A 26,944-nucleotide genomic window follows, 5' to 3' on the forward strand; every position below is an offset into this window, starting at 1 on the left:
CCGTCGTGGCCGCGGTGGTCGAAACACGCCTCGGCCGGCACGGGGCGTTACCCGATGTCGACCGGATCTATCTGAACGCGGAGGGGAGCATCGGAGCGGTGGGTGCTGCGGATGGCCTGGGCCGTGGTGAGCGCCTGGGCCAGGGCGGCGCCGGAGCGACGGTCCACGCGCAACAGCATGCGTTCGACCTCGGCGGGCGAATCGCCCGCGAAGGGTTTACGGGCGCTCGGTGGCAGCGGGACCGGGCCGAGGATCTCGACATCCTCGGGCAGGGTGGCCGCCGCCAGCAGTTCCGCGATGGCATCGGTGGCGCCGTCGATGGCGGCCAGACGGACGGCGGGCGGGAAACCGACCTCGGCGCGGCCCTCGACCTCGAAGCGGGCGTGCCAGACCGGATCCCAGCGAACCAGGGCCTGCACGGTGGGGATGGCGGGTTCGGCCATCACGATGACCTGGCCGCGCGAACGAACCAGGGCGGCGGCCGACATCCACCGGCGCAGCGTGTCCTCGGCGGCACGCAGGTCGGCGCGGCCGAGCAGGGCCCAGCTGTCCAGTAGCAGTGCGACGCCGTATCCGCCGCGCACGGTGGGTTCGGCGCCGACGGTCGCGACGACGACCTGCGGACCCGGCTCCACCGAGTCGAGCATGGCGCCGCCGCTGGAACCGCGGATCGGGACGCCGGGGAATGCGCGCCCGAGTTCCTCCGCGGTGCGTACCGCGCCGATCACCACAGCGCGCAGTGCCCGCGACGCACAGACCGGACAGCGGAAGGCGGCCTCGGTGATGCCGCACCAGCGACAGCTTGGACTGTGTGCCTCGTTCGGGTCGCCTCGGCGGCCACGATTCTCCGGCAGCGCCAGCGGACCATTGCAATGTCTGCACCGCGCGGGCGTCCGGCATTTCGCGCAGGCCAGGGCGGGCACATATCCGCGCCGCGGCACCTGGACGAGCACTGCCGCACCCTCTTTCAGCGCCGACCGCGCCGCGGCGAAGGCGACGCCGGGAATGCGGATGGCTCGCGCTATCGGATCGCGCTCGAGGGCCACGTCGGTGTCACCGGGCGCGCTGATGCGCGGCGCGGCCTGGCGCAATACCGCACGATCGGCCACCAGATCGTGCGCCCAGCCGGAGTCGACGACCGCCTGCACCTCCGCGGACCGTGCGAACCCGGCGCCCACGAACGCCGCGCCGGACTCGTGCGCCCGCAGCATCGCCACCTCCCGCGCATGCGGGTACGGCGCACGGGGTTCGGCATAGGTGTCGTCCCCGTCGTCCCAGATCGCGATCAGTCCCAGATCGACCGCGGGGGCGAAGACCGCCGCGCGCGTTCCGACCACAATCCGCGCGGCCCCCCGCAGCACCGCCAGCCACCGCCGGTATCGCGCCGCAGGCCCCAACCCGGCCGATAGTCCGACGGCCGAATCACCCACCAGCCGAACACATTCCGCCAACACCCGATCCAGATCGCGCTGATCGGGCACTAATAGGATCGCGCTGTGCCCGGCCGCCGCCACGGTCGCCGCCAATTCCGCCAGCCGCCGCGCCCAATCCTCCCCCGGCAATGCCTGCCAGGCCGCCCGCACCCCCTTCCCCTGCCCCAGCGCCGAGACAAAGGCGGCACCGTGCACATACCGTTCCCACGACCCGGTATCGACCGCGGTAACGGCAGTTCCCTTGTCGCCGGAGCCCGGCGCCGTACTGTCTGTTCCGGGTTCGGTCGATCGCGCCGCATCGGGTGTGGAAGCATCCGGTTCCGAGTGGCTCGGTGCTGCCGGATTCGCCCGCCCGGATGCCGATTCCGCTGTGCAGCCGGATGATTCGCTGGCGGACAGGCGAGGGTCGCCCGTTGCGATGTCGGACGCGGGTTCGGCGTCCGTCTCCCCGAATGCCGAGTCCGGACCATCCTGCTCGACGCGTACGGAATCATCGTGTGCGGCCGCACTTTCGGCACTCTTCTTCGCCGGGCCGCCATTTTCGGTGCGGGCGTGACGGGGCGGGATGGCCAGGCGGAGGACGTCGGCGCGGGTTCCCGCGTAGCGGGCGGCTACCGCGGTGGCGAGCTTCAGGATTTCGGGGGTGAGGACGCGTTCGGCGGAGACGACGCGTTCCAGTTTGACCATCTTGCCGGTGTGGTCGGTGTGTTCGAGGCGTCGCAGCAGGTAGCCGTCGACGAGGCGGCCCGCGAAACGAATGCGGACCCGGACGCCGGGCTGGGCGATCTCGTCGAATTCCGGGGGTACCAGATAATCGAAATCGCGGTCCAGATGTGCGGGCGACAACAGTGGGAGCACCCGCGCGATGGGGTGTCCCACCGTTGTCGATGACGATATCGCCGCCGCTCCCTCGGACGCCTGGTCCGCGGGAGCGGCGGGGGTATTCGCCGCGGGTCGTTTCACGCGGCAGGGACCCGGAACCGCATGGTCGACCTACAGGCCGACGGCCGCGCGCAGCTTGTCCGCGCGGTCCGTGTGCTCCCAGGGCAGATCGACATCGGTGCGGCCGAAGTGGCCGTACGCGGCGGTCGGCGCGTAGATCGGGCGCAGCAGGTCCAGATCGCGGATGATGGCGCCCGGGCGCAGGTCGAAGACCTCGGTGATGGCCGTCGAAATGCGGGTCGGGTCGACCTTCTCGGTGCCGAAGGTCTCCACGAACAGGCCGACCGGAGCCGCCTTGCCGATGGCGTAGGCCACCTGAACCTCGACGCGGTCGGCGAGCCCGGCCGCGACGACATTCTTGGCGACCCAGCGCATGGCGTACGCGGCGGAGCGGTCCACCTTCGACGGATCCTTGCCGGAGAACGCGCCACCACCGTGGCGGGCCATGCCACCGTAGGTGTCGACGATGATCTTGCGGCCGGTCAGGCCGGCGTCGCCCATCGGGCCGCCGAGCACGAACTTGCCGGTCGGGTTGACCAGCAGGCGGATATCGGAGGTGTCCAGGCTGGGCAGGTTCAGATCGGCAACCACCGAGTCGACGACCTTCTCGCGGATATCGGGGGCGAGCAGGTTGTCCAGGTCGATGTCCGCGGCGTGCTGGGTGGAGATGACCACGGTGTCCAGACGCACCGGGCGGTCACCCTCGTACTCGATGGTGACCTGGGTCTTGCCGTCCGGCCGCAGGTACGGCAGCACGCCGGACTTGCGCACCTCGGTCAGTCGCCGCGAGAGCCGGTGCGCCAGCGCGATCGGCAGCGGCATGAGTTCGGGGGTGTCGATATTCGCGTAGCCGAACATCAGGCCCTGATCGCCCGCACCCTGCCTGGCGATCGCGTCGTCCTCGCCGCCGACGCGCGCCTCGTGCGAGGTGTCCACGCCCTGGGCGATATCCGGCGACTGCGCGCCGATCGCGATATTCACGCCGCAGGAGTTTCCGTCGAAACCCTTTGCGGACGAGTCGTATCCGATCTCGAGGACCTTCTCGCGAACAATCCGCGGGATATCCGCGTACGCGGAGGTGGTGACCTCACCGGCGACGTGCACCTGGCCGGTGGTCACGAGTGTTTCCACCGCGACCCGGCTGCGCGGGTCTTCCGCCAGCAACGCGTCGAGGATGGAATCGCTGATGGCATCACAGATCTTGTCCGGATGACCCTCGGTCACGGACTCACTGGTGAATAGGCGGCTGCCAGACGTGCGCACAGTTGTTCCCTCTCCCTCAACGGGTTTCTCGTATCGGATTGCGACAGTGACAGTAGTGCCGCGGTAGCCCCGCGCAACCCTTCATCTCAGACTATTCCAAACCACCGACGCGATGAATCCAGTAGAGGCCACTGTCTCAGACGACCCGGATCATCCACGGCTGCGGCACCACACCGCCATTGTCCGATAATCCGCGTCCTGATCGACCGGTCTCCGGCATTCATTCTGCGTCGCAACGTAATTCGTTCCGCCGACAATCAGTCGCGCAGCAGCGGCCCGAGCGCGTCGAGCACTCTGCTGGCCAGTAGCGCCTTCGACCCGTGGTCCAAGGCCTGTTCGGCGCCGTCGGCCCCGAGTAGCCAGCCGTCGTTGGTGTCGACCTCGAACGCCTTGCCCTCTCCGACCGCGTTGACCACCAGCAGATCGCACCCCTTGCGAGCCAACTTGGCCCGCGCGTGGGTGAGGACGTCGCCGTGCTCGTCACCGGTTTCGGCGGCGAATCCGACGATCGCGGTACCCGGCAGCTGGCCGTCGCGCCGCGCCTGCACCAATCCGGCGAGAATGTCGTCGGTCTTGGTGAGCGGAATGACGTCCGGCTCGCCCGCACCCTTCTTGATCTTGGCCGCGGCCACGTTGGTGGGCCGGAAATCGGCCACCGCCGCCGCCATGATCACCGCGTCCGCACCGACCGCATGCTTGTCCACGGCGGTCTTCAACTGCTCGGCGGTGGTGACGTGCACCAGGTCGACGGCCGCCGGTGCGGCCATCTCGATCGTGTTGCCCGCGATGAGTGTGACAAGGGCGCCGCGCTGGGCCGCGACCCGGGCCAGGGCGTACCCCTGCTTGCCCGAGCTGCGGTTGCCGAGGAAACGCACCGGATCCAGCGGTTCCCTCGTGCCACCAGCCGTGATGACCACGCGGCGGCCGACGAGATCACGCGGGATTGCGTCGGCGCGCTCCTGCAACAGCATGGCGAGTCCGAAGATCTCCTCCGGCTCGGGCAGCCGACCGGGACCGGTATCGGTACCGGTGAGCCGGCCCGACGCGGGCTCCATGACGATCGCGCCGTGCCTGCGCAGCGTCTCGACATTGGCCACGGTCGCCGGATGCTCCCACATCTCGGTATGCATCGCGGGCGCGAACAGGACCGGACATCGGGCCGTCAGCAGTGTGGCGGTGAGTAGATCGTCGGCGCGGCCCTGAGCGGCGCGCGCCATCAGATCGGCGGTAGCCGGGGCAATGACCACGAGGTCCGCCTCCTGGCCCAGCCGCACGTGCGGCACCTCGGGCACATCGGTGAACACGTCGGTGTGCACCGGGTTCCCGGACAGCGCCTCGAAGGTGGCCTTGCCGATGAACTGCAACGCCGAGTCGGTGGGGATCACCCGGACCTCGTGTCCGGTCTCGGTGAAACGCCTGACGAGCGCGCAGGCTTTATAAGCGGCGATCCCTCCGCCGACACCAACGACGATCCGTGTGGTCACTACGCCTCCGTGTCCAATGCGGGAAAATCCCGCAGTACGTCACTCGCCTTCGGAGTGCTCGAGCAGGTCGGAGTGGATTTCGCGCATGGCCACCGACAGGGGCTTCTCCTGCAGACCCGGCTCCACCAGCGGGCCGACGTACTCGAGGATGCCGTCGCCGAGCTGGTTGTAGTAGTCGTTGATCTGACGGGCCCGCTTGGCCGCGTAGATGACCAGCGCGTACTTGGACGACGTGCGCTCGAGCAGCTCATCGATCGGCGGGTTGGTCAGGCCGATCGGGGTGTCGTACGCGGGCACGGTCTTGGTGTCGCTCACTAGGGAGGCTCCTGCGGGTTGTCGTGGAAAAATCAGCGGGTACTCGAGGGTTCGGACCGCTGCCAACGTCCCGGTGGGAACCGGGACGGCGACGTGTGCGGCGCCTATCTCGAAATTGTGCTAACGAACAACGATACCAACTGCTCACAGGCGCTGGTCACCTCGTCGTTCACGATGACGATGTCGAACTCGTCACATGCCGCCAATTCGATCCTGGCGGTTTCCAGCCTGCGCGTGATCACCTCGGGCGATTCGGTGCCGCGCGAGGTGAGCCGGGCGACCAGTTCATCCCAGCTGGGCGGGGCGAGGAAAACCAGGATGGCCTCCGGGATGGCCTGGCGCACCGAACGCGCGCCGGCGAGGTCGACTTCGACGAGCACGTTCTTGCCCGCCTTCAGCGCCTCGCGCACCGGACCGGCCGGGGTTCCCGACCGCTGCAGTCCGCCGTGGATCTCTGCCCATTCGAGTAGTTCGTCCGCCTCGATCATGGCGTCGAACGCTTCTCGGGAGACGAACTGGTAGTCGAGTCCGTCGACCTCCCCGGGCCGGGGGGCCCGGGTTGTCGCGGACACACTGAAGACCAGTTCGGGCAGGCGTTCCCGCACGCACCGCACGACCGTGGACTTGCCCACGGCCGAGGGGCCGACCAGTACAACCAGCCGACCCTTCCGCGTGTGTTCGACCACCCTCGTAATCAGGCGTCGAAGTCGAACCGGGCCAACAGCGCCTTGCGCTGCCGATCACCCAGCCCGCGCAGCCGGCGGGTGGGAGCGATCTCCAGTTCGGTCATGATCTCGGCAGCCTTGACCTTGCCCACCTTCGGCAGAGCCTCCAGCAGCGCCGACACCTTCATCTTGCCGAGGATCTCATCGGTCTCGGCATCCTTGAGGACGCTCTTCAGGTCAGTGCCGCCACGCTTCAAGCGCTCCTTGAGCTCCGCCCGAGCGCGGCGAGCGGCCGCCGCCTTCTCCAAAGCAGCGGCGCGCTGCTCGTCAGTCAGCTGGGGAAGGGCCACGGTTCCTCCGTCTCATCGTTCATTGCATCAACTCCTGCCGGTAACCCGGCAGTCTCAGCGACCGTACCCACGACGTCCGCCAATTGCGAACCCACCCCCCAGGTCAGCGCATGATTCCGGATGTCGTAAGGGCGCGCGCGCCAGGATGCGCGCGGCGCCGGGATCGCTGCGGCGATACTACCGCCGATCCGGCGAAATACCCTGCCACCAGGCAATTTTCATGAAATAAAAGGGTTAGCGGGGCAGTAGCGGCAGCGGCGCGCGGCCCCCCAGCTACCGCACACCCGCCCGACCAGGAAGTTTCTCGAATTTTTCCGCGTGTCGGCGCAACTTCCCGCGTGTCGGATCGAACACATGTCCCCATCGATGCGATCGAGATCATGTCCGGGGGCGGGTACGGGGACCGAAACGGCCCCGGATTCGCCGTGGAATCCGGGGCCGTTCGACCACATATTCGACACTCCGTGCCCCGCATTGCCCGCTGGGGCGTTCGGACCGCGCCCGCCCTCGCCAGGGGACAGCGACGCCGTCAAACCCGCGCAGAACGCCTCCTGGCCACCGGTCCGGTGCCATCTGCGGACGCGACGGGGACCCGCGAACCGGTCAGGAGCCCAGGAAGGCGAACTGGTCCTGCAGGGCGCTCGTCTTGGCACGCAGTGCCGAGACCGAGGGTCCCTCACGCAGCACTTCGCGGGATACGTTCGGCACGACGGCTCGCAGCATCTGCTCGGGGACCAGCGCCCGCACGGTCTCCGGGTCACCGCCCTGCGCACCCACACCGGGCATCAGGATCGGCCCGTTGAGCGTGGACAGATCGGGGGCCTCGGCCAGCGTCGCACCGACCACCACGCCCACCGACCCGAATCCTTCGCCCGCATTGCACAGCGCGGCCTCGTCGACCATGGCCTGAGCGATGGTGCGGCCGTCCGCGGCGACGACCCGCTGCACCTGTCCCCCTTCGGGATTCGAGGTGGCCGCGAGCACGAATACGCCGCGATGGTTCGCCTCCGCGAGCGTCAGAGCCGGTGTCAGCGAACCGAATCCGAGGTAGGGCGAGACGGTGACCGCATCCGACCCGAGCGGGCCGTCGCCGAGCCAGGCGCGGGCATAGGCATCCATGGTGGAGCCGATATCGCCACGCTTGGCATCGGCCAGCACCAGGGTGCCCGAGGCCCGCAGGACCTCGATGGTGCGCTCCAGGACCGCGATTCCGCCAGAGCCATATGCCTCGAAGAACGCGACCTGTGGCTTGACCAGCGCGACCGTGCCGTCGAAGGCCTCGACGCAGATTTCCGCGAATTTCTCGAGACCGTCGACATCATCGGACAGGCCCCACGCGTCCAGTAGCTGCGGATGCGGGTCGATGCCGACGCATACCGGACCGAAATGCCGCATCGCGTGCTGCAACCGGTCGCCGAATGTCTTCATCGAACCCGCCTCCTCGGTGGCCGTCTCCGTTTCGAGCTCCACTCAGCCACGCAGCACCGAATGCAGCTCCTGCAGGGAGCGCACACCGATACCGCCGTTGATACACGCCTCGATGCCCTGCACGGCGGCGGCCGCGCCCTGCACCGTGGTGATGCACGGAATGTTCACGCCCACGGCGGCGGTGCGGATCTCATAGCCGTCCACACGCGGACCGGAGTTGCCGTAGGGGGTGTTGAATACCATGTCGACCTCACCGTCGCGGATCTGCTCCACGATGGTCGGCTCGTCGGACGGGCTCTCCTCGGAATGCTTGCGCACCTGCTCGCACGGAATACCGTTGCGGCGCAACATTTCCGCGGTGCCCTCGGTGGCCAGGATGCGGAAGCCCAGATCGTGCAGGCGCTTCACCGGGAACACCATGGCGCGCTTGTCGCGGTTGGCGATCGAGACGAAGACGGTGCCCTCGGTGGGCAGCGAACCGTAGGCCGCGGCCTGACTCTTGGCGAAGGCCGTGCCGAAATCGGCGTCGATGCCCATCACCTCGCCGGTGGACTTCATCTCCGGGGAGAGCAGCGAATCCACGCCGGTGCCGTCGGCCCGCCGGAAGCGGTGGAACGGCAGCACGGCTTCCTTCACCGCGACCGGCGCGTCCAGCGGAACGTGGCCGCCGTCGCCCTCGGCAGGCAGCATGCCCTCCTTGCGGAGCTCGGCGATGGTAGCGCCCATGGTGATTCGCGCGGCCGCCTTGGCCAGCGGCACCGCCGTGGCCTTGGAGACGAACGGAACCGTGCGGCTGGCACGCGGATTCGCCTCCAGCACGTAGAGCACGTCGTCCTTGAGCGCGTATTGCACATTGAGCAGACCCTTGACGCCGATGCCCTTGGCCAGCGCCACCGTGGAGCGGCGCACCGCATCGATATCGCTGCGGCCCAAGGTGATCGGCGGCAGCGCGCAGGCCGAGTCGCCCGAATGGATGCCCGCCTCTTCGATATGCTCCATCACGCCGCCGAGGTAGACCTCCTCGCCATCGCAGAGTGCGTCGACGTCGATCTCGATGGCGTCTTCCAGGAAGCGGTCCACCAGCACCGGGCGATCCGGGGTGAGTTCGGTGGCACGCGAGATGTAGCCCTCCAGGGACTGCTCGTCGTAGACGATCTCCATGCCGCGCCCGCCGAGCACATACGACGGCCGCACCAGCACCGGGTACCCGATCCGCGCGGCGATCTTCTTGGCCTGCTCCACCGTGGTGGCGGTGCCGTACTTCGGCGCGGGAAGCCCGGCCGCGACCAGCACTTCACCGAATTCACCGCGGTCCTCGGCCAGGTCGATGGCGGCGGCGCTGGTGCCGACCACCGGGACGCCCGCATCGGTCAGGCGCTGCGCCAGACCCAGCGGAGTCTGACCGCCGAGCTGCACGATAACGCCCGCGACGGTGCCGGACTCGGTCTCCGCGTGGTAGACCTCGAGCACATCCTCGAAGGTGAGCGGCTCGAAGTACAGCCGGTCGGCGGTGTCGTAGTCGGTGGAGACGGTCTCCGGATTGCAGTTGACCATCACGGTCTCGTACCCGGCCTGCGAGAGCGTCTGCGCCGCGTGCACGCACGAGTAGTCGAACTCGATGCCCTGGCCGATGCGGTTCGGGCCGGAGCCGAGGATGATCACCTTGTCGCGCTCGCGCTGCGGCGCCACCTCGGACTCCGCGGCGGGGTCGAGCTCGTAGGCCGAGTAGTGGTACGGGGTCTTGGCCTCGAATTCGGCGGCGCAGGTGTCGACAGTCTTGAAGACCGGGCGCACACCGAGACGGTGCCGCAGCGCCCGCACGCCGGTCTCACCCGCGAGTTCCGGCCGCAGCGCGGCGAGCTGGCGGTCGGACAGGCCGTAGTGCTTGGCCCGGCGCAGCAGCGACTCGTCCAGAACCGGGGCGTCGAGGATCTCGCGACGCAGCTCGACGAGGCCGGCGACCTCGGCGACGAACCACGGGTCGATGCCGGACGCCTCGGCGACGACCTCGATGCTCGCGCCCAGCCGCAGCGCCCGCTCGACCTGGTAGATCCGCCCCTCGGTCGGGGTGCGCAGGTCATCCAGGATCGCGTCGACGGCGGCTTGGATGTCGCCGTCCACCGGGGCCCACGGCCCGTCATCCTGGGTCCAGAAGCCCGCGGCCTTGGTCTCCAGCGAACGCAGCACCTTACCCAGCGCCTCGGAGAAGTTGCGGCCGAGAGACATCGCCTCGCCGACCGACTTCATGGTGGTGGTCAGTGTGGCGTCGGCGCCCGGGAACTTCTCGAACGCGAACCGCGGCGCCTTGACGACCACATAGTCCAGCGTCGGCTCGAAGCAGGCCGGGGTTTCCTTGGTGATGTCGTTGACGATCTCGTCGAGCGTGTAGCCGATGGCCAGCTTGGCGGCGATCTTCGCGATCGGGAAGCCGGTCGCCTTGGAAGCCAGGGCGGACGAACGCGAGACGCGCGGGTTCATCTCGATGACGATCAGGCGCCCGTCGGCCGGATTCACCGCGAACTGGATATTGCAGCCGCCGGTGTCGACGCCGACCTCGCGCAGGATCGCGATGCCGAGGTCGCGCAGCTTCTGGTATTCGCGGTCGGTCAGGGTCATCGCGGGCGCCACGGTGACCGAGTCACCGGTGTGCACGCCCATCGGGTCCACGTTCTCGATCGAGCAGACCACCACGACATTGTCGCGGCCGTCGCGCATCAACTCGAGCTCGTATTCCTTCCAGCCGAGGATGGATTCCTCGATGAGCACATTCGCCGTCGGCGAGGCGGCCAGGCCGCCGCCCGCGATGCGATCGAGGTCCTCGTGGTTGTAGGCCATGCCCGAACCGAGGCCACCCATCGTGAACGAGGGACGCACGACCACCGGGAAGCCGAGTTCCGCGACGGTTTCCCGGACCTCGTCCATGGTGAAACAAACCCTGGAGCGGGCGCTCTCGCCGCCGACCTTGGCGACGATGTCCTTGAACTTCTGCCGGTCCTCACCGCGCTGGATGGCCTCGAAGTCGGCGCCGATCAGCTCGACGTTGTACTTCTGCAGCACACCGTTCTCGTGCAGTGCGACCGCCGTGTTCAGCGCGGTCTGCCCACCGAGGGTGGCGAGAATGGCGTCCGGACGCTCCTTCTCGATGACCTTCTCGACGAACTCCGGCGTAATCGGCTCCACATAGGTGGAATCGGCGAACTCCGGATCGGTCATGATGGTCGCCGGGTTCGAGTTCACCAGGGAGACCCGCAGTCCCTCGGACCGCAGCACACGGCACGCCTGGGTGCCGGAGTAGTCGAACTCGCAGGCCTGGCCGATGACGATCGGACCCGAGCCGATCACCAGGATGTGGTGTAGATCCTCGCGGCGAGGCATCAGGCTCCTTCCATGAGACCGGCGAAACGGTCGAAGAGATAAGCGGCGTCGTGGGGTCCGGCGGCGGCTTCCGGGTGATACTGCACGGAGAATGCGCGGCCATCGACCAGACGCACACCTTCGACAGTGCCGTCGTTGGCGCAGACATGGCTGACCTCCGCCGTGCCGAACGGGGTGTCGAACCGCTCCCCCTGCTCGCCCTCCAGCGCGAACCCGTGGTTCTGCGCGGTGATCGAGATGCGGCCGGTCTCGTGCTCGACGACCGGGATATTGATGCCGCGGTGGCCGAACTTCATTTTGTAGGTGCTGCGGCCCAGCGCCCGGCCCAGGATCTGGTTGCCGAAGCAGATGCCGAACAGCGGCAGGCCCTTGGCCAGAATCCCCTGGGTCAGCGCGACCGCGCCATCCTGGGTGGCGGGGTCACCGGGGCCGTTGGAGAGGAAGACGCCATCGGGCTTCAGCTCCAGGATCTGGTCCAGCGAGGTGTTCGAGGGCACCACGTGCACCCGCATGCCGCGTTCGGCGAACATGCGCGGGGTGTTGGTCTTGATGCCCAGGTCGACCGCGACCACCGTGCAGCGACGCTCGCCGATCGGCTCGATGGTGTACAGCGATGGGGTGCTCACCTGTTCGGCGAGATCCGCGCCCAGCATGGAAGGCTGGCCGTTCACGCGGGCCACCAGTTCGTCGGCATCCGTCAGGGCGGCACCGGAGAAGATGCCCGCCTTCATCGAACCGCGGGTGCGCAGGTGACGCACCAGGGCGCGGGTGTCGATGCCCGCGATGCCGACCACCTGCTGGCGCTGCATTTCGTCGGGCAGCGTGGTGGTGGCGCGCCAGTTGGAGGCGCGGCGCGCCGGATCGCGCACCACATATCCGGCGACCCAGATCTTGGCGGACTCGTCGTCCTCGTCGTTCCAGCCGGTATTGCCGATCTGCGGGGCCGCGGCCACCACGATCTGGCGGTGGTAGCTGGGGTCGGTCAGGGTCTCCTGATACCCCGTCATCGCGGTGCAGAACACCGCCTCACCCAGGGTTTCGCCCACCGCGCCGTAGGCGGTACCGCGGAATACGCGCCCGTCCTCCAGCACTAGAGCGGCTTCGACACCACTGGTCATGTCTGTTCATCTCCCGTCATCGCCCTGGCCCACGCCGGGTACACCGTCTTGTCGTCACCTCGGAAACCGGTATCTATCTCGGTTCCGGTCGGCAGCTTCCAGCGAATTACCAGCACACCATCTTCCGTCATCACTTTGCCCGCATGTCCGCGTTCGGTGCGCACGGCGGTAATGGATTCCTGCGGAATCCAGATCACCGTCGCCCCGTCGCGTTCGAGCAGAATCCCCCGTTCGAACCGCGTGAGTTCCGCTGTGGCCCGGAAGCCCAGGTCACCGACGGCGATCCGGTCCTGCCAACTGGGCGCGATGGTGCTACCCAGGTACATCCCGGTCGTCGGTTCGAGTACCTGGGCGCCCAGTTCCCCGGGCACCGTCGGTAGCTCACCGATGCGCACGGCCTGACGCGCCGCCTTGTTCTGCCAGCCGCGGTACATCAACCAGATGCACAAGGCGAACAGGGCAAGCAGCCCGACTACCCACAGCGTTCTTTCCACTACGGACCTCCCACCGCCTTGCCCTCACGGGCAGTTACCCGGCCGCGCAGCAACGTTGTCGTCACCTTCGCCGGGAACGTCATGTCCTCGAACGGCGTGTTGTTCGAGATGCTCGCGAGCTCGGTGGCCCGCACCGTCCAGTTCGCATCCGGATCGACCAGCGTGAGGTTGGCGGGTTCGCCCACCTCGATCGGGCGGCCGTGTTCGTCGAGTCCGACGATCGCGGCGGGCCGCTCGCTCATCACCCTGGCCACGCCGCGCCAATCCAGCAGACCCGGTTCGACCATGGTCTGCACGATGATCGACAGCGCGGTCTCCAACCCGAGCATGCCGGGACGGGCGACGGCGAATTCGCAGCATTTGTCCTGTTCGGCATGCGGAGCGTGGTCGGTGGCGACGCAGTCGAGGATGCCCTCGGCCAGTGCCCTGCGCAGCGCCTGCGCGTCGGAGGCCTCGCGCAGCGGCGGGTTGACCTTATTGACCGCGTCGTAGGTCTCGAGGCGCGAGTCGTCCAGCAGCAAGTGGTGCGGGGTGACCTCGGCGGTAATCGAAATACCCTGGGACTTGGCCCATCTCACCAGTTCGACGGTGCCCGCGGTGGAGGCGTGGCAGATGTGCACGCGGGCGCCCGCGTCGCGGGCCAGCAGTGCGTCACGTGCCACGATGGACTCTTCGGCCGCGCGCGGCCAGCCTGCCAGGCCGAGCCGGGCGGCGGTCGGACCCTCGTGCGCGACCGCGCCCTCGGTCAGTCGGGGCTCTTCCGCATGCTGGGCGATGAGCACGCCGAGGGAGTTCGCGTATTCCAGCGCGCGACGCATGATGAGCGGGTCGTACACGCAGTGGCCGTCGTCGGAGAACATGCGCACCGCGCCGACACCGGCGGCCATGGTGCCCATTTCGGCGAGCTGCTTACCCGCGAGGCCCACGGTGACCGCACCCACCGGGTAGACGTCGACCAGGCCGACCTCCTGGCCGCGCCGCCACACATGGTCCGTGACGACCACCGAGTCGGCGACCGGGTTGGTATTGGCCATGGCGAATACCGCGGTGTAACCGCCGAGCGCGGCGGCGGCAGAACCGGTTTCGATGGTCTCGGTATCCTCGCGGCCGGGCTCGCGCAGGTGGGTGTGCAGGTCGACGAAGCCAGGCAGCAGGATCTGACCCCGCGCCTCGATGATCTCGGTGGCCTCGCCCGCGCTCAGGCCCGCGCCGATCTCGGCGATGACGCCGTCGCGCACCAGCACATCGACCGGCTCACCCTCGCCGTAGGGCCGCGCACCCTTGATCAAGAGCTCACCCATGCCGCGCCGCCTTCCGTCCCGAATTCCGTACCGATGTGTTCTCGTGCCGACTCATGCGACGACCGCTTCCTGGGTGCCGACCAGCAGCCGGAACAACACGGCCATCCGCAGATGCACACCGTTGGTGACCTGCTGCAGGATCGCCGCCCTTGGCGAATCCGCCACGGCCGAGGCGATTTCCATGCCGCGCAGCATCGGGCCGGGGTGCAGCACCACCGCATGCTCGTCGAGCAGTGCGAGCCTGCGCTCGGACAGGCCGTAGTTCACCGAATATTCGCGGGCCGAGGGGAAGAATCCACCGTTCATCCGCTCCGCCTGTACCCGCAGCATGAGAACCGCGTCGGCGCCGGGCAATTCGGCATCCAGCGAATGCGAGATGCGCGCGGGCCAGGCCTGCACGCCCACCGGAAGCAGGGTGCGCGGCGCGACCAGCACCACTTCGGCGCCGAGGGTGTCGAGCAGGAAGACATTGGAGCGGGCGACCCGGCTGTGCAGGATGTCACCGACGATAACGACCCGCTTACCCTCGATATCGCCCAGACGCTGACGCAGCGTGAGCGCATCCAGCAGCGCCTGGGTCGGGTGCTGGTGCATACCGTCGCCCGCGTTGATGATGGCCGGGGCGGATCCGCGTCCCTCGGCGGCCCAGGTATCCATCCAGCGCGCGATCTGGTGCGCCGCGCCGGAGGCCGGATGCCGGACGATCAGCGCGTCGGCGCCCGCCGCATGCAGGGTGAGCGCGGTATCACGCAGCGATTCGCCCTTCGACACCGAGGAACCGCTCGCGCTGACATTGATCACGTCGGCGCTCATCCACTTACCCGCCACCTCGAAGGAGACGCGGGTGCGGGTCGAATTCTCGTAGAAGACCGTCATCACGGTGCGGCCGCGCAGGGTCGGCAGCTTGTGCACCTCGCGGCCGAGCAGTGCCTGCTCGAAACGTTCGGCCTCGTCCAGCAGCTCGGCGGCGGCGGCGCGGTCCAGATCGGTGACCGTCAGCAGATGCTTCACGCCTCGGCCTCCTGGTGCAGGTAGACGCCGTCGCGGCCGTCGTGCTCGGTGAACAGCACCGAGATATCCTCCGAACGCGAGGTGGGGACATTCTTGCCGACGAAGTCGGCGCGGATCGGGAGTTCGCGGTGGCCGCGGTCGATCAGCACCGCCAGCTGCACCGAGCGGGGGCGGCCGAGGTCACGCAGTCCGTCCAGCGCGGAGCGCACGGTGCGGCCGGAGAAGAGCACATCGTCGACGAGCACCACCAGCGCGTCCTCGATACCGCCCTCCGGGACCGAGGTCCGTTCCAGCGGCCGGTGCGGGCGGCTGCGCAGGTCATCGCGATAAAGGGTGATGTCGAGGGAGCCCAGCGCCGGGCGGACCCCGGCGAATTCCTCGATCTTCTCGGTGAGCCGCGCGGCCAAGGTGGTGCCGCGGGTCGGGATGCCGATCAGCACCACGCGCGGGGTGCCGGACTCGCCCGAATCCAGGGCGGTCTTCTCGATGATCTGATGGGCGATACGCGCGACGGTCCGGCTCACATCGGAAGCCGACAACAACTCGCGCCCCGCCTCTACCCACTCGGGGGTGTGCCGCTGCGATACCTCGGCACCGCCGGACTTGGCGGCCCGATCTCCGGGCACGGCCATACCGACCTCCTTCCCCGCCTCACCGGACGGTCCGTTAAAGGATGTCTTACGGCTAGCAGCCTAACAGCGCCCCTGACCCCACTTTCACCAGGCATATCGCGCTGTGAGCTGCCCCACGCGGAGGCTGTGAGCGCGACCACGCGGGGCGGGGGCGACCTGCCGCCGACGGATGAGGATGCCACGCCGCCGCTTCCCGGATCGCAGCGGGCGTCATCGGCGAATCCCGGGGCCGAATCCGACACGCCGACCGATAGCCGCTAGCACGTATGTTCGATAGCGCGTACATTCGAGCGCATGCCGACACCGTTGCAGGGTTCACTGCTCGACGGATTCGGGGAGATCGAGGTCGGGTCGCTGGAGCGCATACGTCGCACCGTCCTCACCGCCGGGGCCTGGGTCGATGTGCTGCCGGGCTGGCTCAGCGGCGCCGATCTGCTGTTCGAGCGCCTGGTCGACGGCGTGGACTGGCAGGCCGAGCGACGGCCGATGTACGACCGGGTGGTCGACGTACCACGACTGCTGCGGTTCTACGAGGAGTACGAGTCGTGGCCGGATCCGGCAGTGCACGAGGCATGCGCGGCGCTGAGCGCCCACTACCGGGACGAGCTCGGCGAGCCGTTCCGGACCGCGGGGCTGTGCTACTACCGCGACGGTCGCGACAGTGTGGCCTGGCACGGAGATACCTTCGGGCGCGGCGCGACCCACGACACCATGGTCGCCATCGTGTCGGTGGGCGCACCCAGAGCTTTGCTGTTGCGGCCCCGTGGCGGCGGGGCGAGCATCCGATATCAGGTGGGACACGGCGATCTGCTGGTCATGGGCGGATCATGTCAGCGCACCTGGGAGCACGCGGTGCCCAAGACCCGGAAACCGGCCGGGCCGCGCATCAGCATTCAGTTCCGCACCCGCGGCGTGCGCTGACGGCCACGGCCGTCCGAATCCGCAAGCGGGCCTTCTCCTCCGGCCCACCGCCGCGCACGAATCCCACGCTGTGACCTACGCGACGACACGAGCCTTGACCTCAACATACGTTGAGGAACCAGGATCGTTTCCATGAGCGCGACAGCAGCAGTCCAGCCGCCCGTGGTCGAGGACACCACGATCGACCACACCGACGACATCGCGGCCATCGAACAGATCGTGGCGAATGTGCAGGCCGGGTACAACACCAATGACGCCGAGCTGATGACCGCCGACTTCACCGCGAACGCCGCGGCGGGCAATGCGGTCGGCGTCGTCATGGTCGGTAAGCCGACACTGCTCAGTGCGGCGGCGCAGGGTCTGGCAGGGTTCCTGAAGGACGAGTACGTGCGCTACGACGTCACCGACATCACCTTCCTGCGACCGGATATCGCGGTGGCGCACAAGGCCGCTCGCGCCACCACCGCCGATGGTGAACTCATCGACACCGATCCCGCGATGGTCGCGCTCTACGTACTGGTCAAGGAGGACGGCCGGTGGTGGGTCGCCGCCCGGCACAACACCTTGTTCCCGAAGACGGAATGAGCACCGGGTCGACCCGGCGGCACCATCGGCCGACCAGGTCGGCGCACTGCGATAACCGCGCGAGCAGAGCTCAGGAGAGTTTGTCCTCGGGTGGCCGGCGGCGAGTACCTTCCGGGCTGAAGACGAAGGTATCGGCGAACGAGCCTGTGCCGCATCGGATCGCGAGTAGGATCGGTTCCTGATATTTCGGCGGCCAGGATGATTGCGCGCCCGGGTCGACACCGTTCCAGAGGTGGAAGACCACCATAGGGTCGGACGTGTCGGCGGTCGCGTAGGCCAGTGTCTTCTCGTACAGCCGATTGGTGCTGCCGAACAGGACGCTGGGTTGACCGAATGCCTCGACGACCTCGGACCAGGTGCGGTCATCCTCGACGAATGAAGGGATCGCGGTGCGCAGTCGCGCGTACTCGTCGGGCGTCAATGTTCGATCCAGATCGAGCCAGCCTCGATGACGGGCGGCTTCGGCATACATCGACGGCAGGGCGGATCTCATGGTGTCCGGAAGCAAACGCCGGAGGGCGCCCTGTGCACCGGTCGGGGTGAAAGCGTTGCGCTCACGCCATGACTCGTGCAGATCCGACACTCCGTGGTCGTCGCCCTCGAGGAAGAACAGGTGGTCGAACAGTGTCCACAGGGCGGGCTCACCTCCGAACATGCCCAGCCGTCGCAGCATGAGGTTGACCTGGTTGACCAGGTAGGCGTGCATTTCCTGCGCGGAACGGGTCATCGAGCGGTTTCGTCCTCCCGAGCTCGGCGTGTCGTATGGATCGTAGGTGTGGTTCGGTTGCCCCGCAGTTCGGCGTCGGTCCTGCCATTCCCGGGACATCGATCGAGCACCTTCGGGGAACCCCGCCACTGCCGAATCCTGCTCGTGGACACACGATTCGATCGGCTCTTCGCCATCGCGCCGCCGAGCCAGAGCCGATCGCCGCGAGCCGCTACGGCGTGGGCGACGCCGTGGCGGTCGTCGTAGGTGATGCGGTTGTCGCGGGTGTTTCGGTCGCCGTGGGCGTTTCGGTCACCGTGGGTGATGCGGTCGCCGTGGGCGATGCGGTGGGCGATGTGGTGACGGTCGGCGAATCGGTGGGCGATGTGGTGACGGTCGGCGAATCGGTGGGCGATGTCGTCGCCGTCGGCAGAATCGGATCGGGACACTGACCCGTCTGCTCGCCGAGGGTATTGATTTCCGCATTCGACCGTGGGTCGCCCGCGTAGTTGATCCGATCGGTGCATTTCACGTACTCGCCGGTGGGCGGCGCCTGCGGTGGCTCCGGCTCCGAGACATTCACCGCCGGTGGACGCACGTGCTGCGATTCCACGGTCTGGGGTCCGGGAACCACCGCCACCGGCGCGGATGCGGACGGATTCGGGCCCGCGACACCGGGATTCGTCGCCGCCGCGGTCTCGGTTGCCGAGGCCCGAGCCACCGTGGTTGTCGCGGACGCGGCCGAACCGGCATCGTTCGAGCACGCCGTCACCAGCAGCGGCGCCGCCGGGACAACCACCGCTCCCACCGTCACACGCAGGCGACCCCGCCGCAGCCTTGTTCGCAACACCGCTCCTCCTCAACCCGCACCAGCACACCCCGACACAAACTGCGCGACACCGTATCCCGCCCATTCGGAAGCGACTTCCCAGCCATAGGAACAAAGTCTCGGCGAATTCGACGCCAGGGTATTCGGGTTCGTCCCGGAACGAGCGTCTCCGGTCTCGGCCGGACCCGATACCGCAGCGCTAGGGCCCGCCCACCGGCGACACCGGCCCGGCGGGCGGCGGGTAGCGACGGTGGCGGACGGTCGCGGCGTGGGACCAAATGGCGGATTCGATGCCGGGTTCCGCTCGGCCGCCGGTGCGGGCCAGCACCTCTCTGCGCGCCTGGCGGGCGATATTCACCTCGCGGCGGTACTGGCGGAAGATCTGCACCTCGCCGTCCACCACCGGATAGTCCAGGTACAGGTAGTCCATCCCATCCTGGGCGTAGGTGCCCAGGCGCATGAGACAGGTGGCCCAGTCCCGCAAGTGATCCGCGGCACCGTAGATCACGAGAAGTCCGCCGAGCCGGTCGATGCGGGTCCACCCGACCGGCTCAGCCACATAATGGGAGACAACCGCGCCGGGGTCGGGCGATCGTCGGGCGAGCCACCGCGCGAGTGCCGGTTTCAGGCCGAAGGTCTGCCATCGGACGGTGCCTGCCGACCGGTCCCGCAGCGGCAGCCGCTTGCGCAGCGCTACGGCGGCGGCGCGGGTGAAGACGGTGAGGTCCGAGGGCACCAAGACGATCGGGTCGGACGTCGCGGCATCGAACGGATTCGGGTCAAGATGTCCCGGATCGATCACCACCAGGGTGCCGGGCCGCCGTTGATAGGCCAGGCCCCACAGCAGCCGGGCCAGTACCCGGGCGCCGCGCCAATCGGAGAGCACATGCCAGGTGTTGTGGTAACGGTTGGTGGCGAAGCGGACGTCGCCGCCGGGACGCAGGGTGAGCACCGAATACAGGCGCCCATCCAGCACCATGGTGCGACGGTGCAATTTCAGCGTGTCGGTATCGGCCGAACCGGGTCGCGGCCGTATGTCTTGGGCGGCCACGATTTCCTCCGTTTCTGGCTCGCTGTGAGTTCAGGACACCACGGACGAACGCGGTCGGCAACGCATTTTCGCCGGTGCGATGCGGCGGCAAGTGTCGCAGAGCACAGCGCCCGCGAGTGCGCCCGGATAGATTGGCTGTATGAGCGAACGGAGTGAGCGAATCGTGCTTCGGCACGGTTCGCGCATGCCGGAGCGGAGCATCGGGGAGGCAAGGGTATGAGCAATCCAGGGGCGGGGGTCTTGGCCGTAATGCCGCTGCACACGATCAGCGACGTCTACGGCGGGCCCGGACTGCGTGACCGACTGATGCTCGAAATCGCGGACCTACCCGGGGCGGATCGGCTCGAAGAGGCACTCGAGCTCGCTGCCGACCTGCACCGCGACGACCGATACGGGCGTGAACCGTACCTCAACCATCTGCTGCGGGTAGCCATCCGAATAGTCAGCCACTACGAGGTGCGCGAGCCCGATCTGGTCATCGCCGGGCTGCTGCACGACTCCGTCGAGGATCATCCCCGGGAATTGGCGGGGACCCGCCCGGGCGAACCGGCGGACGCCGCGCTGAGCGAACTCGCCGAACGGTTCGGCACCCGGGTCGCCGATATCATCGCCGCGGTGACCAATCCCCCGCCCGATCCGACCCAGGATCGGCATGTGCAATACCGGGAACATGTCGCGGCCAATCTGGAGCGCTCGCCGTGGGCACGCATTGTCAAACTCTCCGATTTCACCGATAACGGTGTGGGCATCCTCTATGCCACGGGTCCGGTGATGCAGCGGCTCGCCGCCAAATACCGGCCGTTGACCGATGTGTACCGCGACCTCGTCACCCGCCCGGATACGCCGCTGGCGGACCACGTCAAGCAGCACATCCTCGGCCAGCTGGACAACGCCGACAGGCGGTTCGACGCCATCCTGGCGCGCGACTGATCCGGCCGGTCGGCACCGAACGCCGCACCGCACCCCTGCGATCCGCTGACCGCACCGGGTGGAGCACGGCGCCCGTAGCACCGATTCGACCAGCGCGCGGACCGCGGCACGCAGGCGATCGGACTGTCCCGCCCGCACCATCCGCGACACGAGTTCGCCGCCCAACGTCGCCAGTAACAGCGCCCCGACCGCTTCCGCGTCGAAATCGGGGCGCGCCGGTTGCGCGCGGCGTCGGCGCGTTCCCTGGGACGGTCGTCTACGCCGAATGTGTGTGCGCACCGGCCGCCTCCGCGCCCGATACCCGGCGGCCTGTCCTCGGCAGATGCCGCGGCGGTACTCATGGGCGGCTCGGTAGCGCGCACACTGCTCGATTCGGCCGCACTCACCTGGACCGAGACGGTGCTGATCGAGGCCGCGGCGACGGGTGTCGGGGCCGCGCTCACCCAGCTCGTCGCGCGGCGCGGTGCGCACCGTGTCCTCGCGGCGGCGGGCGGTCCGGCCAAGGCCGAACGAGCGCGCAAGCTGGACGCGGACGAGGTGATCGACCACAACGATCCGGAGTGGCCCGCACGGTTGCGAGAAACTCTCGGCGCGATATCGGTGGATGTCGTCTTCGACTCGATCGGTGGGGAGACGGCCGACGTCATGACGCCGCTGCGTGGGCGCATGCTCGGCTACGGATTCCTGTCCGGCGCACCTGCGCAGCTCTCGGCGATGGATCTGATCACCCGCGGGCTCACCTTCGTCGGATGCGCTGGGCCGCAGTGGCTGGCACGCGTCGCGGCGGAACGCGCGGCGACGCTGGAATCGGCGGTCGCGGGCGAACTCGAGGCGCTCGTGGAATCCGTGCTACCCCTCACCCAGGCGAGCGAGGCCCACCGATTGCTCGAGGATCGGGTACCGCTCGGCAAGATCATTCTGCGGCCCGACACATAGTGAGCAACCCAAGGAGGCTCAGGCCCGCCGGGCGAACTCCGGCGCGTGTTCGGGAAGGGCGCCGCGGGCGATCAGGTAGGACGGGATGCTGCGCACCACCGGGATACGGCGGAAAACGCGAAGGGAGAGCGGAGCCCGGTCCGCGTTGGCGATATTCACCCGCCCCGCGAGCGCCGGGCCGATGACCCGGGCATGCAGGAAGCGTTGCATGCCCTGCGTAATGGCGGTCGGGATGGCTCGCCTGCGCTGCACCTTGGCCAGGTCCGCGGTGGTCACGGTGCCCGCGGCCAGCGGTGCGGCCAGAATTCCGGCGGCGGCGACCGCGTCCTGCACCGCGAGGTTGATACCGACCCCGCCGGCCGGGGACATGGCGTGCGCCGCGTCGCCGAGGCACAGCAGGCCGTCGATGTACCAGCGGTCCAGCCGGTCGAGTTTCACGTCGAGCAGTTTCACCTCATCCCAACTCCGCAGCGCATCCACCCGGTCCTGCAGCCACGGCAACACCGCCGCCATACCGCGCAGGATATCGCCGACCGGGCCGCGGCGCGCGGCCTCGTCGCTGCCCTTGGCGATGAGGGTCGCGCACTGCCAGTAGTCGCCGCGGTCCAGCATGATGGCGGAGCGGTGCGCGCTGAGCACCGGAATCGCGCCCGCCGGGTCGATCTCGGTGCGGGGCAGGCGGAACCACCACACGTCCATCGGGGTAGGCCAGCTCCGGGATGACAGCCCGGCCGCCGCCCGCAGCACCGAGCTGCGGCCGTCGCACGCCACCGTCAGATCCGCCGCGATGGCCCCGGTGCCGCCGTCGGCGGTCCGGTATCGGATGCCGGCCACCCGGCCATCGGACCACACCGGATCGGTGGCTTCGGTATTCATCCGAAGGTGGAAACCGGGCTCCCGATCCCCGGCCCGCGCGAGCAGGTCGAGCAGATCCCACTGCGGCACCATCGCGATGTATTTGTGTTTGCCCGGAAGGTTTTTCAGCGTCGCGAGCGTCTGCACCGAACCGCCGATCGGCAACTGGATCGATTCGAGTTTGCTCGCGGGCAGTTTCGCGAATTCCGCGCCGAGCCCGAGCTCGTCCAGCAGATCTAGCGTCGTGGGATGCACGGTGTCACCTCGGAAGTCGCGCAGGAAGTCCGCGTGCTTCTCCAGTACCGTCACCTCGACACCGCCCCGGGCGAGCAATAGCCCGAGCACCATGCCCGCCGGTCCGCCGCCCACCACCACGCATGTCGTCCGCTCCACCGACCCGGCCTCCGTCCGTGCTCACGCGCCGGGAACATCCGGTCGCGGATGTGCGATATCCGATGAAGACGCCCGCACCGATTCTAGTGCGGTGCAACCCGGCGCCCGCCCGGAATGCGGCAGCGAACGCGAGCCGCCCTGTCGGAGCCGGATCGGTTCAGCGGAGCCTCAGTATTCGGCCATCAAGTACGTGTCCACGATGATCATGGCGCATGCGGCGATTCGTTGGGGATTGATGCGCCGCGGTAGCGGCTCCTGCTCACCGGCTAGGGGATCACGGGCGAAGTGGCGGTCGCCATCGTTTTCAAGCGCGCACGCACGAGGCGGCGCGCCCGGTCGTAGTAGGACGGATCGTCGAACAGCAGCGCGTCCTGGCCCGCGACCCTGGCGATGGCGTCGAGTTCGAAGGCCAGGTTCGCGGGGTCGGCATCGGCATCGATCTCACCGAGCTCGATCGCCTCGGCGACCGCGGTCTCGTAGAGCCGCAACCAATCCCGGCGCGCGGCGGCCACGGCATCGTGCACCCGGCCGGGCCTGGCGTCGAATTCCGAAACGGCGGAGAGAAAGAAACATCCGCCGCTGAAGATCGGTGCGGCGGCGTAGGTCAACCACGAATCCGCCAGGGCCCACACCCGTCGGATGCCGACGGGCGCCCTGCGGGCCGGTTTCACCACTTCCGCGACGAAGACTTCGACGGCCGCGCGCACGGTGGCGAGCTGCAACTCCTCCTTCGAACCGAACTGGGCGAATACGCCGCTCTTGCTCAGCTCCAACTCGCTGGCGAGGCGCCGTACGGACAGGCTCTCCAGACCCTCGACGGAGGCAATGTCCATCGCGCGATCGAGGATCACGCGGCGGGATCGCTCCCCGCGCTGCACTCGCCCGTCGACCTTGGTCTCGACCATCATGCGCACCACCTTCCGACACTCTACCATAATAGATGGACAGCTGTCCCATAATTTTAGCCAGATGATCCGCACATTACTGAGATATTGACAGCTCAGACGCCCAGAAGTAATAGTACGAGCGTCCACTTAGTTTGGAGGATCTCGTGACCGATACGCCATCGACTTACGTTCTGGTCCACGGCGCCTGGCACGGCGGCTGGGCCTGGGACCGCGTCGCCACGCCGCTGCGCATGGCCGGCCACCGCGTCTACACGCCGACGCTCACCGGGCTCGGCGAGTGCGCCCACTTGCTCACCCCGGACGTCGGCCTGCAGACCCACGTCACCGATATCGTCGAGGTGCTCGAGCAGCACGACCTCACCGACGTCATCCTGGTCGGACACAGCTACGCGGGTTTCGTGGTCCGCGGCGCGGCCGACGCCGTGCCGCACCGGATTCGCCGACTGGTGCTGGTGGACGCGTGGGTCGGCGCCGACGGCACATCGATGCACGACCACGCCCCGGCGCCGTTCGTCACCGCGATGCGCGACGCCGCCGGGCGCCACGGTGCGGGCCGGTACATTCCGCCGCCCGCACCGGAGCAGGTCGGCGTGCACGATCCCGCCGACATCGCCTGGCTGCGGGACCGGCTCACCGCACATCCGCTACGTACCTTCGATGAACCCACCCGGTTGACCGGCGCGGTCGATCGGATCGACACTCTCGCGATCACCGCCACACCCGGGAACGCGATTCCCTTCGCGGCGTGGGCTCACGAATTCGGTTGGCCGGTCTACGAAGTGGCATCGGGTCACGACGTCATGGTCACCGCCGCACCGGCATTGACCGAACTCCTCCTTCGCGCGGCCGACACCGCCGCGGTCGCGAACAACAATGAAAGGCAATGAGATGCGCGCAGTCCAACAGCGGGAATGGGGCGGGCCGGAGACCCTGCGGCACGTCGAGATCGACCGTCCGAAACCGGAATTCACCGAAGTGCTGGTGCGAGTCGTCGCGGCGGGGGTCAACCCGATCGACTACTTCACCAGGGAAGGCCGGGCCTATAACCGCGTCCTCGAGCTCCCGTTCGTCAATGGCTGGGATGTCGCCGGGGTCGTGGAGGAAGTCGGCTACGGCGTCACGCGATTCGCACCCGGCGACCGGGTGTACGGCATGCCGTGGTTCCCCCGGGCCGCGGGCGCGTACGCCGAGTACGTCACCGCACCGTCGCGGCACTTCGCACCGATGCCGGAAGGGCTGAGCTTCATCGAGGCCGCCGCGCTGCCACTGGCCGGGCTGACGGCCAGGCAGATGCTGGTCGATACCGCGCACGTCGCATCCGGCCGGCGCGTACTGGTGTCGGCCGCCGCGGGCGGCGTCGGCCATCTCGCCGTCCAGATCGCGAAAGCCGTCGGCGCGTATGTGATCGGGACGGCCCGCGCGGATAAGCACGAGTTCCTGCGCGAACTCGGAGCCGACGAAGTCATCGACTACACGACCACCGATGTTCCGGCGACGGTGCGCGACGTCGACATCGTCATCCAGATGTTCGGCGGCGAACCGGCCCTGCGCGCAATGGAGACCCTGCGCCCCGGCGGCCTTCTCGTCAACGCCCAGGCCGGATGGACGCCCGGAATGTACAAGCGCGCAGCCGAACTCGGCGTGCGGGCCAGCGGATTCCTCGTCGAACCCGATCACACGGGACTGGAAGCGCTCGCCGATCTCGTCGCCGATAAGAAGCTACGGGTCCACGTCGACACGGTGCTCCCACTCGAAGAGGCCGCAGAGGCACACCGGATCATCGCGGCGGGCCGCACCACCGGCAAGGTCGTCCTCACCGTGTCCGACGACTGACCGTGGCTCACGTCACCGCCGGATCCCTTGACCTCGAGTGAAGTTGAGGATCAATAATCGAAGAGGTGTCCGGCCGGCCGATTCACCTCGACGACTGGGCGCACACCCCCATTCCGAGAGCGATCGCATCGCTCACGGTGCGCTCCCGCCGGATCCCGTACACCTACCGGCGGGAGCCGGGGTCACGAATATGTCAGGCCCAGGGGACTCCCGGTGTGCGCTCCCGCCGATTCCCGGTACACCCACGGACGGACCGGGGCCATGCGGGCTCAGGGCTGGCGGTAGACCTCCTCGCAAAAGCGACGAAATCCCGTGTATACGAATCATATTGGCCACGCCAGTGCGTCAGGACGCCATCAGTTACGGTAATGCCGAGTTGCACGCTCAGAGGTTCGATGAGTAGCTGTCGTCCATCTCGGGGCGTGAATGTCACCTTCCGAGAGGAAATCTCGTAGCGGCGGATCACATCGAGCTTCAGGCTGTCGTGGAGGAACGACTCGGCCGCGGCTTTGTCGCCGGGTACGAGCGCCGGTCCCGGGCCGGGCGAGACAGTGGCTCAACCGCATCGGATCAGTACTCGACCCCCCGAAACGACAACAGCCGCACACTCGTTGATCGAGTGTGCGGCTGCTGCGCTGAGCTCAGGCCGAGTCGGCGTACCTGGCGGTCACGCCTCCGGCTCCGGGCGCGGAGCACGGGTGGCCGCGGCGGCGGCCCGCACCTGCGGCGCCACCAGCACGACCTGCCCGAGCACGCCGTTCACGAAGGACGGGGAGTCGTCGGTGGACAGCTCCTTGGCCAGCTCCACCGCCTCATCCACCGCGACCACCGGCGGAACATCATTGGCGTGGAACAACTCCCATACCGCGATGCGCAGGATGGCACGGTCCACCGCGGGCAGGCGGGACAGCGCCCAGTCCTGTAGGTAGGACTCGATGGTGCCGTCCACCCGGTCCAAATCGTCGGCCACGCCCTCGACCAGGGTGCGGGTGTACGCGTGCACCGGTGCGACCGACTGGTCGCGGGTGGCCAGATCGACCCGCTCGGTGAGCAGGTCGGCCACGTCCACATCCCTGGCCTCCGCTTCGAAAAGCAGATCCACCGCGCGGCGGCGGGCCTTATGCCTGGCGCCGAGCTTCTTGAATGTGGACTTCTTATCTCCGGGCTGGTCCGCCACGGTCACCAT

25 protein-coding genes are annotated in these 26,944 nt (G+C 68.2%); 6 read left to right on the top strand and 19 right to left on the bottom strand.

Translation table 11 applies throughout. The features are described from left to right. Window positions 1-47: 47 nt before the first annotated feature. The 13 genes from AB0H61_RS02465 to pyrR all read right to left on the bottom strand — a co-directional run bounded on the left by AB0H61_RS02465 (window position 48) and on the right by pyrR (window position 15,811). Window positions 48-2,312, bottom strand: a complete 2,265-nt coding sequence (locus tag AB0H61_RS02465; RefSeq protein WP_357298243.1) for a primosomal protein N' — start codon at window positions 2,310-2,312, stop codon at window positions 48-50. A gap of 114 nt (window positions 2,313-2,426) precedes the next feature. Next, a complete protein-coding gene (metK, locus tag AB0H61_RS02470) occupies window positions 2,427-3,638 on the bottom strand; it encodes a methionine adenosyltransferase (RefSeq protein ID WP_357298246.1) in 1,212 nt (403 codons plus the stop codon). A gap of 257 nt (window positions 3,639-3,895) precedes the next feature. Further along, window positions 3,896-5,122, bottom strand: coding sequence for a bifunctional phosphopantothenoylcysteine decarboxylase/phosphopantothenate--cysteine ligase CoaBC (gene coaBC, locus AB0H61_RS02475; protein ID WP_357298249.1), 1,227 nt, complete (start codon window positions 5,120-5,122; stop codon window positions 3,896-3,898). A gap of 39 nt (window positions 5,123-5,161) precedes the next feature. Further along, the gene (gene rpoZ, locus AB0H61_RS02480; protein WP_356978162.1) at window positions 5,162-5,437 is read right to left on the bottom strand and encodes a DNA-directed RNA polymerase subunit omega; all 276 of its coding nucleotides are present in this window, start codon (window positions 5,435-5,437) and stop codon (window positions 5,162-5,164) included. A 104-nt stretch (window positions 5,438-5,541) separates the two neighbouring features. Then, the gene (gmk, locus tag AB0H61_RS02485; protein ID WP_357298252.1) at window positions 5,542-6,123 is read right to left on the bottom strand and encodes a guanylate kinase; all 582 of its coding nucleotides are present in this window, start codon (window positions 6,121-6,123) and stop codon (window positions 5,542-5,544) included. Between the two features lie 8 nt (window positions 6,124-6,131). Beyond that, window positions 6,132-6,452 carry an integration host factor, actinobacterial type gene (mihF, locus tag AB0H61_RS02490; protein ID WP_040708330.1) on the bottom strand — a complete coding sequence of 107 codons (321 nt, stop codon included), beginning with the start codon at window positions 6,450-6,452 and terminating at the stop codon, window positions 6,132-6,134. A 603-nt stretch (window positions 6,453-7,055) separates the two neighbouring features. Then, on the bottom strand, window positions 7,056-7,880 hold the full coding sequence (gene pyrF / locus AB0H61_RS02495) for an orotidine-5'-phosphate decarboxylase (protein WP_357299819.1): 825 nt from the start codon (window positions 7,878-7,880) through the stop codon (window positions 7,056-7,058). A gap of 42 nt (window positions 7,881-7,922) precedes the next feature. After that, window positions 7,923-11,255 (bottom strand): carbamoyl-phosphate synthase large subunit, encoded by a 3,333-nt coding sequence (gene carB, locus AB0H61_RS02500; RefSeq protein WP_357298255.1) that lies wholly within the window; start codon window positions 11,253-11,255, stop codon window positions 7,923-7,925. After that, window positions 11,255-12,373, bottom strand: a complete 1,119-nt coding sequence (gene carA, locus AB0H61_RS02505) for a glutamine-hydrolyzing carbamoyl-phosphate synthase small subunit (protein WP_357298257.1) — start codon at window positions 12,371-12,373, stop codon at window positions 11,255-11,257. The genes carB and carA overlap by 1 nt, the downstream gene beginning before the upstream one ends. Beyond that, window positions 12,370-12,867 (bottom strand): transporter, encoded by a 498-nt coding sequence (locus AB0H61_RS02510; protein ID WP_357298259.1) that lies wholly within the window; start codon window positions 12,865-12,867, stop codon window positions 12,370-12,372. The genes carA and AB0H61_RS02510 overlap by 4 nt, the downstream gene beginning before the upstream one ends. Further along, the gene (locus tag AB0H61_RS02515) at window positions 12,867-14,168 is read right to left on the bottom strand and encodes a dihydroorotase (RefSeq protein ID WP_357298261.1); all 1,302 of its coding nucleotides are present in this window, start codon (window positions 14,166-14,168) and stop codon (window positions 12,867-12,869) included. The genes AB0H61_RS02510 and AB0H61_RS02515 overlap by 1 nt, the downstream gene beginning before the upstream one ends. A 51-nt stretch (window positions 14,169-14,219) precedes the next feature. After that, window positions 14,220-15,179, bottom strand: a complete 960-nt coding sequence (locus AB0H61_RS02520) for an aspartate carbamoyltransferase catalytic subunit (protein ID WP_357298263.1) — start codon at window positions 15,177-15,179, stop codon at window positions 14,220-14,222. Further along, a complete protein-coding gene (gene pyrR / locus AB0H61_RS02525; RefSeq protein WP_357298265.1) occupies window positions 15,176-15,811 on the bottom strand; it encodes a bifunctional pyr operon transcriptional regulator/uracil phosphoribosyltransferase PyrR in 636 nt (211 codons plus the stop codon). The genes AB0H61_RS02520 and pyrR overlap by 4 nt, the downstream gene beginning before the upstream one ends. A 294-nt stretch (window positions 15,812-16,105) precedes the next feature. Between pyrR and AB0H61_RS02530 the strand changes: the two genes are divergently transcribed. Next, window positions 16,106-16,732, top strand: coding sequence for an alpha-ketoglutarate-dependent dioxygenase AlkB (locus AB0H61_RS02530; protein ID WP_357298267.1), 627 nt, complete (start codon window positions 16,106-16,108; stop codon window positions 16,730-16,732). A gap of 132 nt (window positions 16,733-16,864) precedes the next feature. Then, complete coding sequence (locus AB0H61_RS02535) at window positions 16,865-17,317, top strand: SgcJ/EcaC family oxidoreductase (RefSeq protein WP_357298270.1); 453 nt, start codon at window positions 16,865-16,867, stop codon at window positions 17,315-17,317. A 70-nt stretch (window positions 17,318-17,387) separates the two neighbouring features. Here AB0H61_RS02535 and AB0H61_RS02540 read toward each other — a convergent pair whose 3' ends face one another. The 3 genes from AB0H61_RS02540 to AB0H61_RS02550 all read right to left on the bottom strand — a co-directional run bounded on the left by AB0H61_RS02540 (window position 17,388) and on the right by AB0H61_RS02550 (window position 19,903). Continuing rightward, window positions 17,388-18,044 carry a hypothetical protein gene (locus AB0H61_RS02540; protein WP_357298272.1) on the bottom strand — a complete coding sequence of 219 codons (657 nt, stop codon included), beginning with the start codon at window positions 18,042-18,044 and terminating at the stop codon, window positions 17,388-17,390. 211 nt (window positions 18,045-18,255) lie between these two features. After that, on the bottom strand, window positions 18,256-18,873 hold the full coding sequence (locus AB0H61_RS02545) for a hypothetical protein (protein ID WP_357298275.1): 618 nt from the start codon (window positions 18,871-18,873) through the stop codon (window positions 18,256-18,258). 178 nt (window positions 18,874-19,051) lie between these two features. Further along, window positions 19,052-19,903 carry a hypothetical protein gene (locus AB0H61_RS02550; protein ID WP_357298278.1) on the bottom strand — a complete coding sequence of 284 codons (852 nt, stop codon included), beginning with the start codon at window positions 19,901-19,903 and terminating at the stop codon, window positions 19,052-19,054. A gap of 216 nt (window positions 19,904-20,119) precedes the next feature. On the opposite strand from AB0H61_RS02550, the gene AB0H61_RS02555 reads away from it, so the two are divergent. Together AB0H61_RS02555 and AB0H61_RS02560 are read left to right on the top strand one after the other, a co-directional pair. Continuing rightward, complete coding sequence (locus AB0H61_RS02555) at window positions 20,120-20,833, top strand: HD domain-containing protein (protein ID WP_357298281.1); 714 nt, start codon at window positions 20,120-20,122, stop codon at window positions 20,831-20,833. A 339-nt stretch (window positions 20,834-21,172) separates the two neighbouring features. Continuing rightward, entirely contained in the window at window positions 21,173-21,769 is a 597-nt protein-coding gene (locus AB0H61_RS02560; RefSeq protein WP_357298283.1) for a zinc-binding dehydrogenase, read from the top strand. Window positions 21,770-21,787: 18 nt separating this feature from the next. On the opposite strand, the gene AB0H61_RS02565 is transcribed toward AB0H61_RS02560, so the two are convergent. Together AB0H61_RS02565 and AB0H61_RS02570 are read right to left on the bottom strand one after the other, a co-directional pair. Beyond that, window positions 21,788-23,017, bottom strand: coding sequence for an FAD-dependent oxidoreductase (locus AB0H61_RS02565; protein WP_357298286.1), 1,230 nt, complete (start codon window positions 23,015-23,017; stop codon window positions 21,788-21,790). A gap of 266 nt (window positions 23,018-23,283) precedes the next feature. Further along, window positions 23,284-23,925, bottom strand: coding sequence for a TetR/AcrR family transcriptional regulator (locus AB0H61_RS02570; protein ID WP_357298289.1), 642 nt, complete (start codon window positions 23,923-23,925; stop codon window positions 23,284-23,286). Between the two features lie 143 nt (window positions 23,926-24,068). Between AB0H61_RS02570 and AB0H61_RS02575 the strand changes: the two genes are divergently transcribed. Together AB0H61_RS02575 and AB0H61_RS02580 are read left to right on the top strand one after the other, a co-directional pair. Continuing rightward, a complete protein-coding gene (locus tag AB0H61_RS02575) occupies window positions 24,069-24,812 on the top strand; it encodes an alpha/beta fold hydrolase (RefSeq protein WP_357298291.1) in 744 nt (247 codons plus the stop codon). 1 nt (window position 24,813) lies between these two features. Further along, the gene (locus AB0H61_RS02580) at window positions 24,814-25,758 is read left to right on the top strand and encodes an NADP-dependent oxidoreductase (protein WP_357298293.1); all 945 of its coding nucleotides are present in this window, start codon (window positions 24,814-24,816) and stop codon (window positions 25,756-25,758) included. A gap of 667 nt (window positions 25,759-26,425) precedes the next feature. On the opposite strand, the gene nusB is transcribed toward AB0H61_RS02580, so the two are convergent. Then, on the bottom strand, window positions 26,426-26,935 hold the full coding sequence (nusB, locus tag AB0H61_RS02585) for a transcription antitermination factor NusB (RefSeq protein WP_357298295.1): 510 nt from the start codon (window positions 26,933-26,935) through the stop codon (window positions 26,426-26,428). Window positions 26,936-26,944 lie beyond the last annotated feature (9 nt).

The organism is Nocardia sp. NPDC050710 (assembly GCF_040654375.1).
Lineage (GTDB): Bacteria > Actinomycetota > Actinomycetes > Mycobacteriales > Mycobacteriaceae > Nocardia.

What these genes read in the sequence shown, in the direction of transcription:
- pyrF (WP_357299819.1), bottom strand. Translation starts at nt 7,880, where the DNA reads ATGAAGACATTCGGCGACCGGTTGCAGCACGCGATGCGGCATTTCGGT.
- carB (WP_357298255.1), bottom strand. Translation starts at nt 11,255, where the DNA reads ATGCCTCGCCGCGAGGATCTACACCACATCCTGGTGATCGGCTCGGGT.
- carA (WP_357298257.1), bottom strand. Translation starts at nt 12,373, where the DNA reads ATGACCAGTGGTGTCGAAGCCGCTCTAGTGCTGGAGGACGGGCGCGTA.
- AB0H61_RS02515 (WP_357298261.1), bottom strand. Translation starts at nt 14,168, where the DNA reads ATGGGTGAGCTCTTGATCAAGGGTGCGCGGCCCTACGGCGAGGGTGAG.
- pyrR (WP_357298265.1), bottom strand. Translation starts at nt 15,811, where the DNA reads ATGGCCGTGCCCGGAGATCGGGCCGCCAAGTCCGGCGGTGCCGAGGTA.
- AB0H61_RS02530 (WP_357298267.1), top strand. Translation starts at nt 16,106, where the DNA reads ATGCCGACACCGTTGCAGGGTTCACTGCTCGACGGATTCGGGGAGATC.
- AB0H61_RS02535 (WP_357298270.1), top strand. Translation starts at nt 16,865, where the DNA reads ATGAGCGCGACAGCAGCAGTCCAGCCGCCCGTGGTCGAGGACACCACG.
- AB0H61_RS02540 (WP_357298272.1), bottom strand. Translation starts at nt 18,044, where the DNA reads ATGACCCGTTCCGCGCAGGAAATGCACGCCTACCTGGTCAACCAGGTC.
- AB0H61_RS02555 (WP_357298281.1), top strand. Translation starts at nt 20,120, where the DNA reads ATGAGCAATCCAGGGGCGGGGGTCTTGGCCGTAATGCCGCTGCACACG.
- AB0H61_RS02560 (WP_357298283.1), top strand. Translation starts at nt 21,173, where the DNA reads ATGGGCGGCTCGGTAGCGCGCACACTGCTCGATTCGGCCGCACTCACC.
- AB0H61_RS02570 (WP_357298289.1), bottom strand. Translation starts at nt 23,925, where the DNA reads ATGATGGTCGAGACCAAGGTCGACGGGCGAGTGCAGCGCGGGGAGCGA.
- AB0H61_RS02580 (WP_357298293.1), top strand. Translation starts at nt 24,814, where the DNA reads ATGCGCGCAGTCCAACAGCGGGAATGGGGCGGGCCGGAGACCCTGCGG.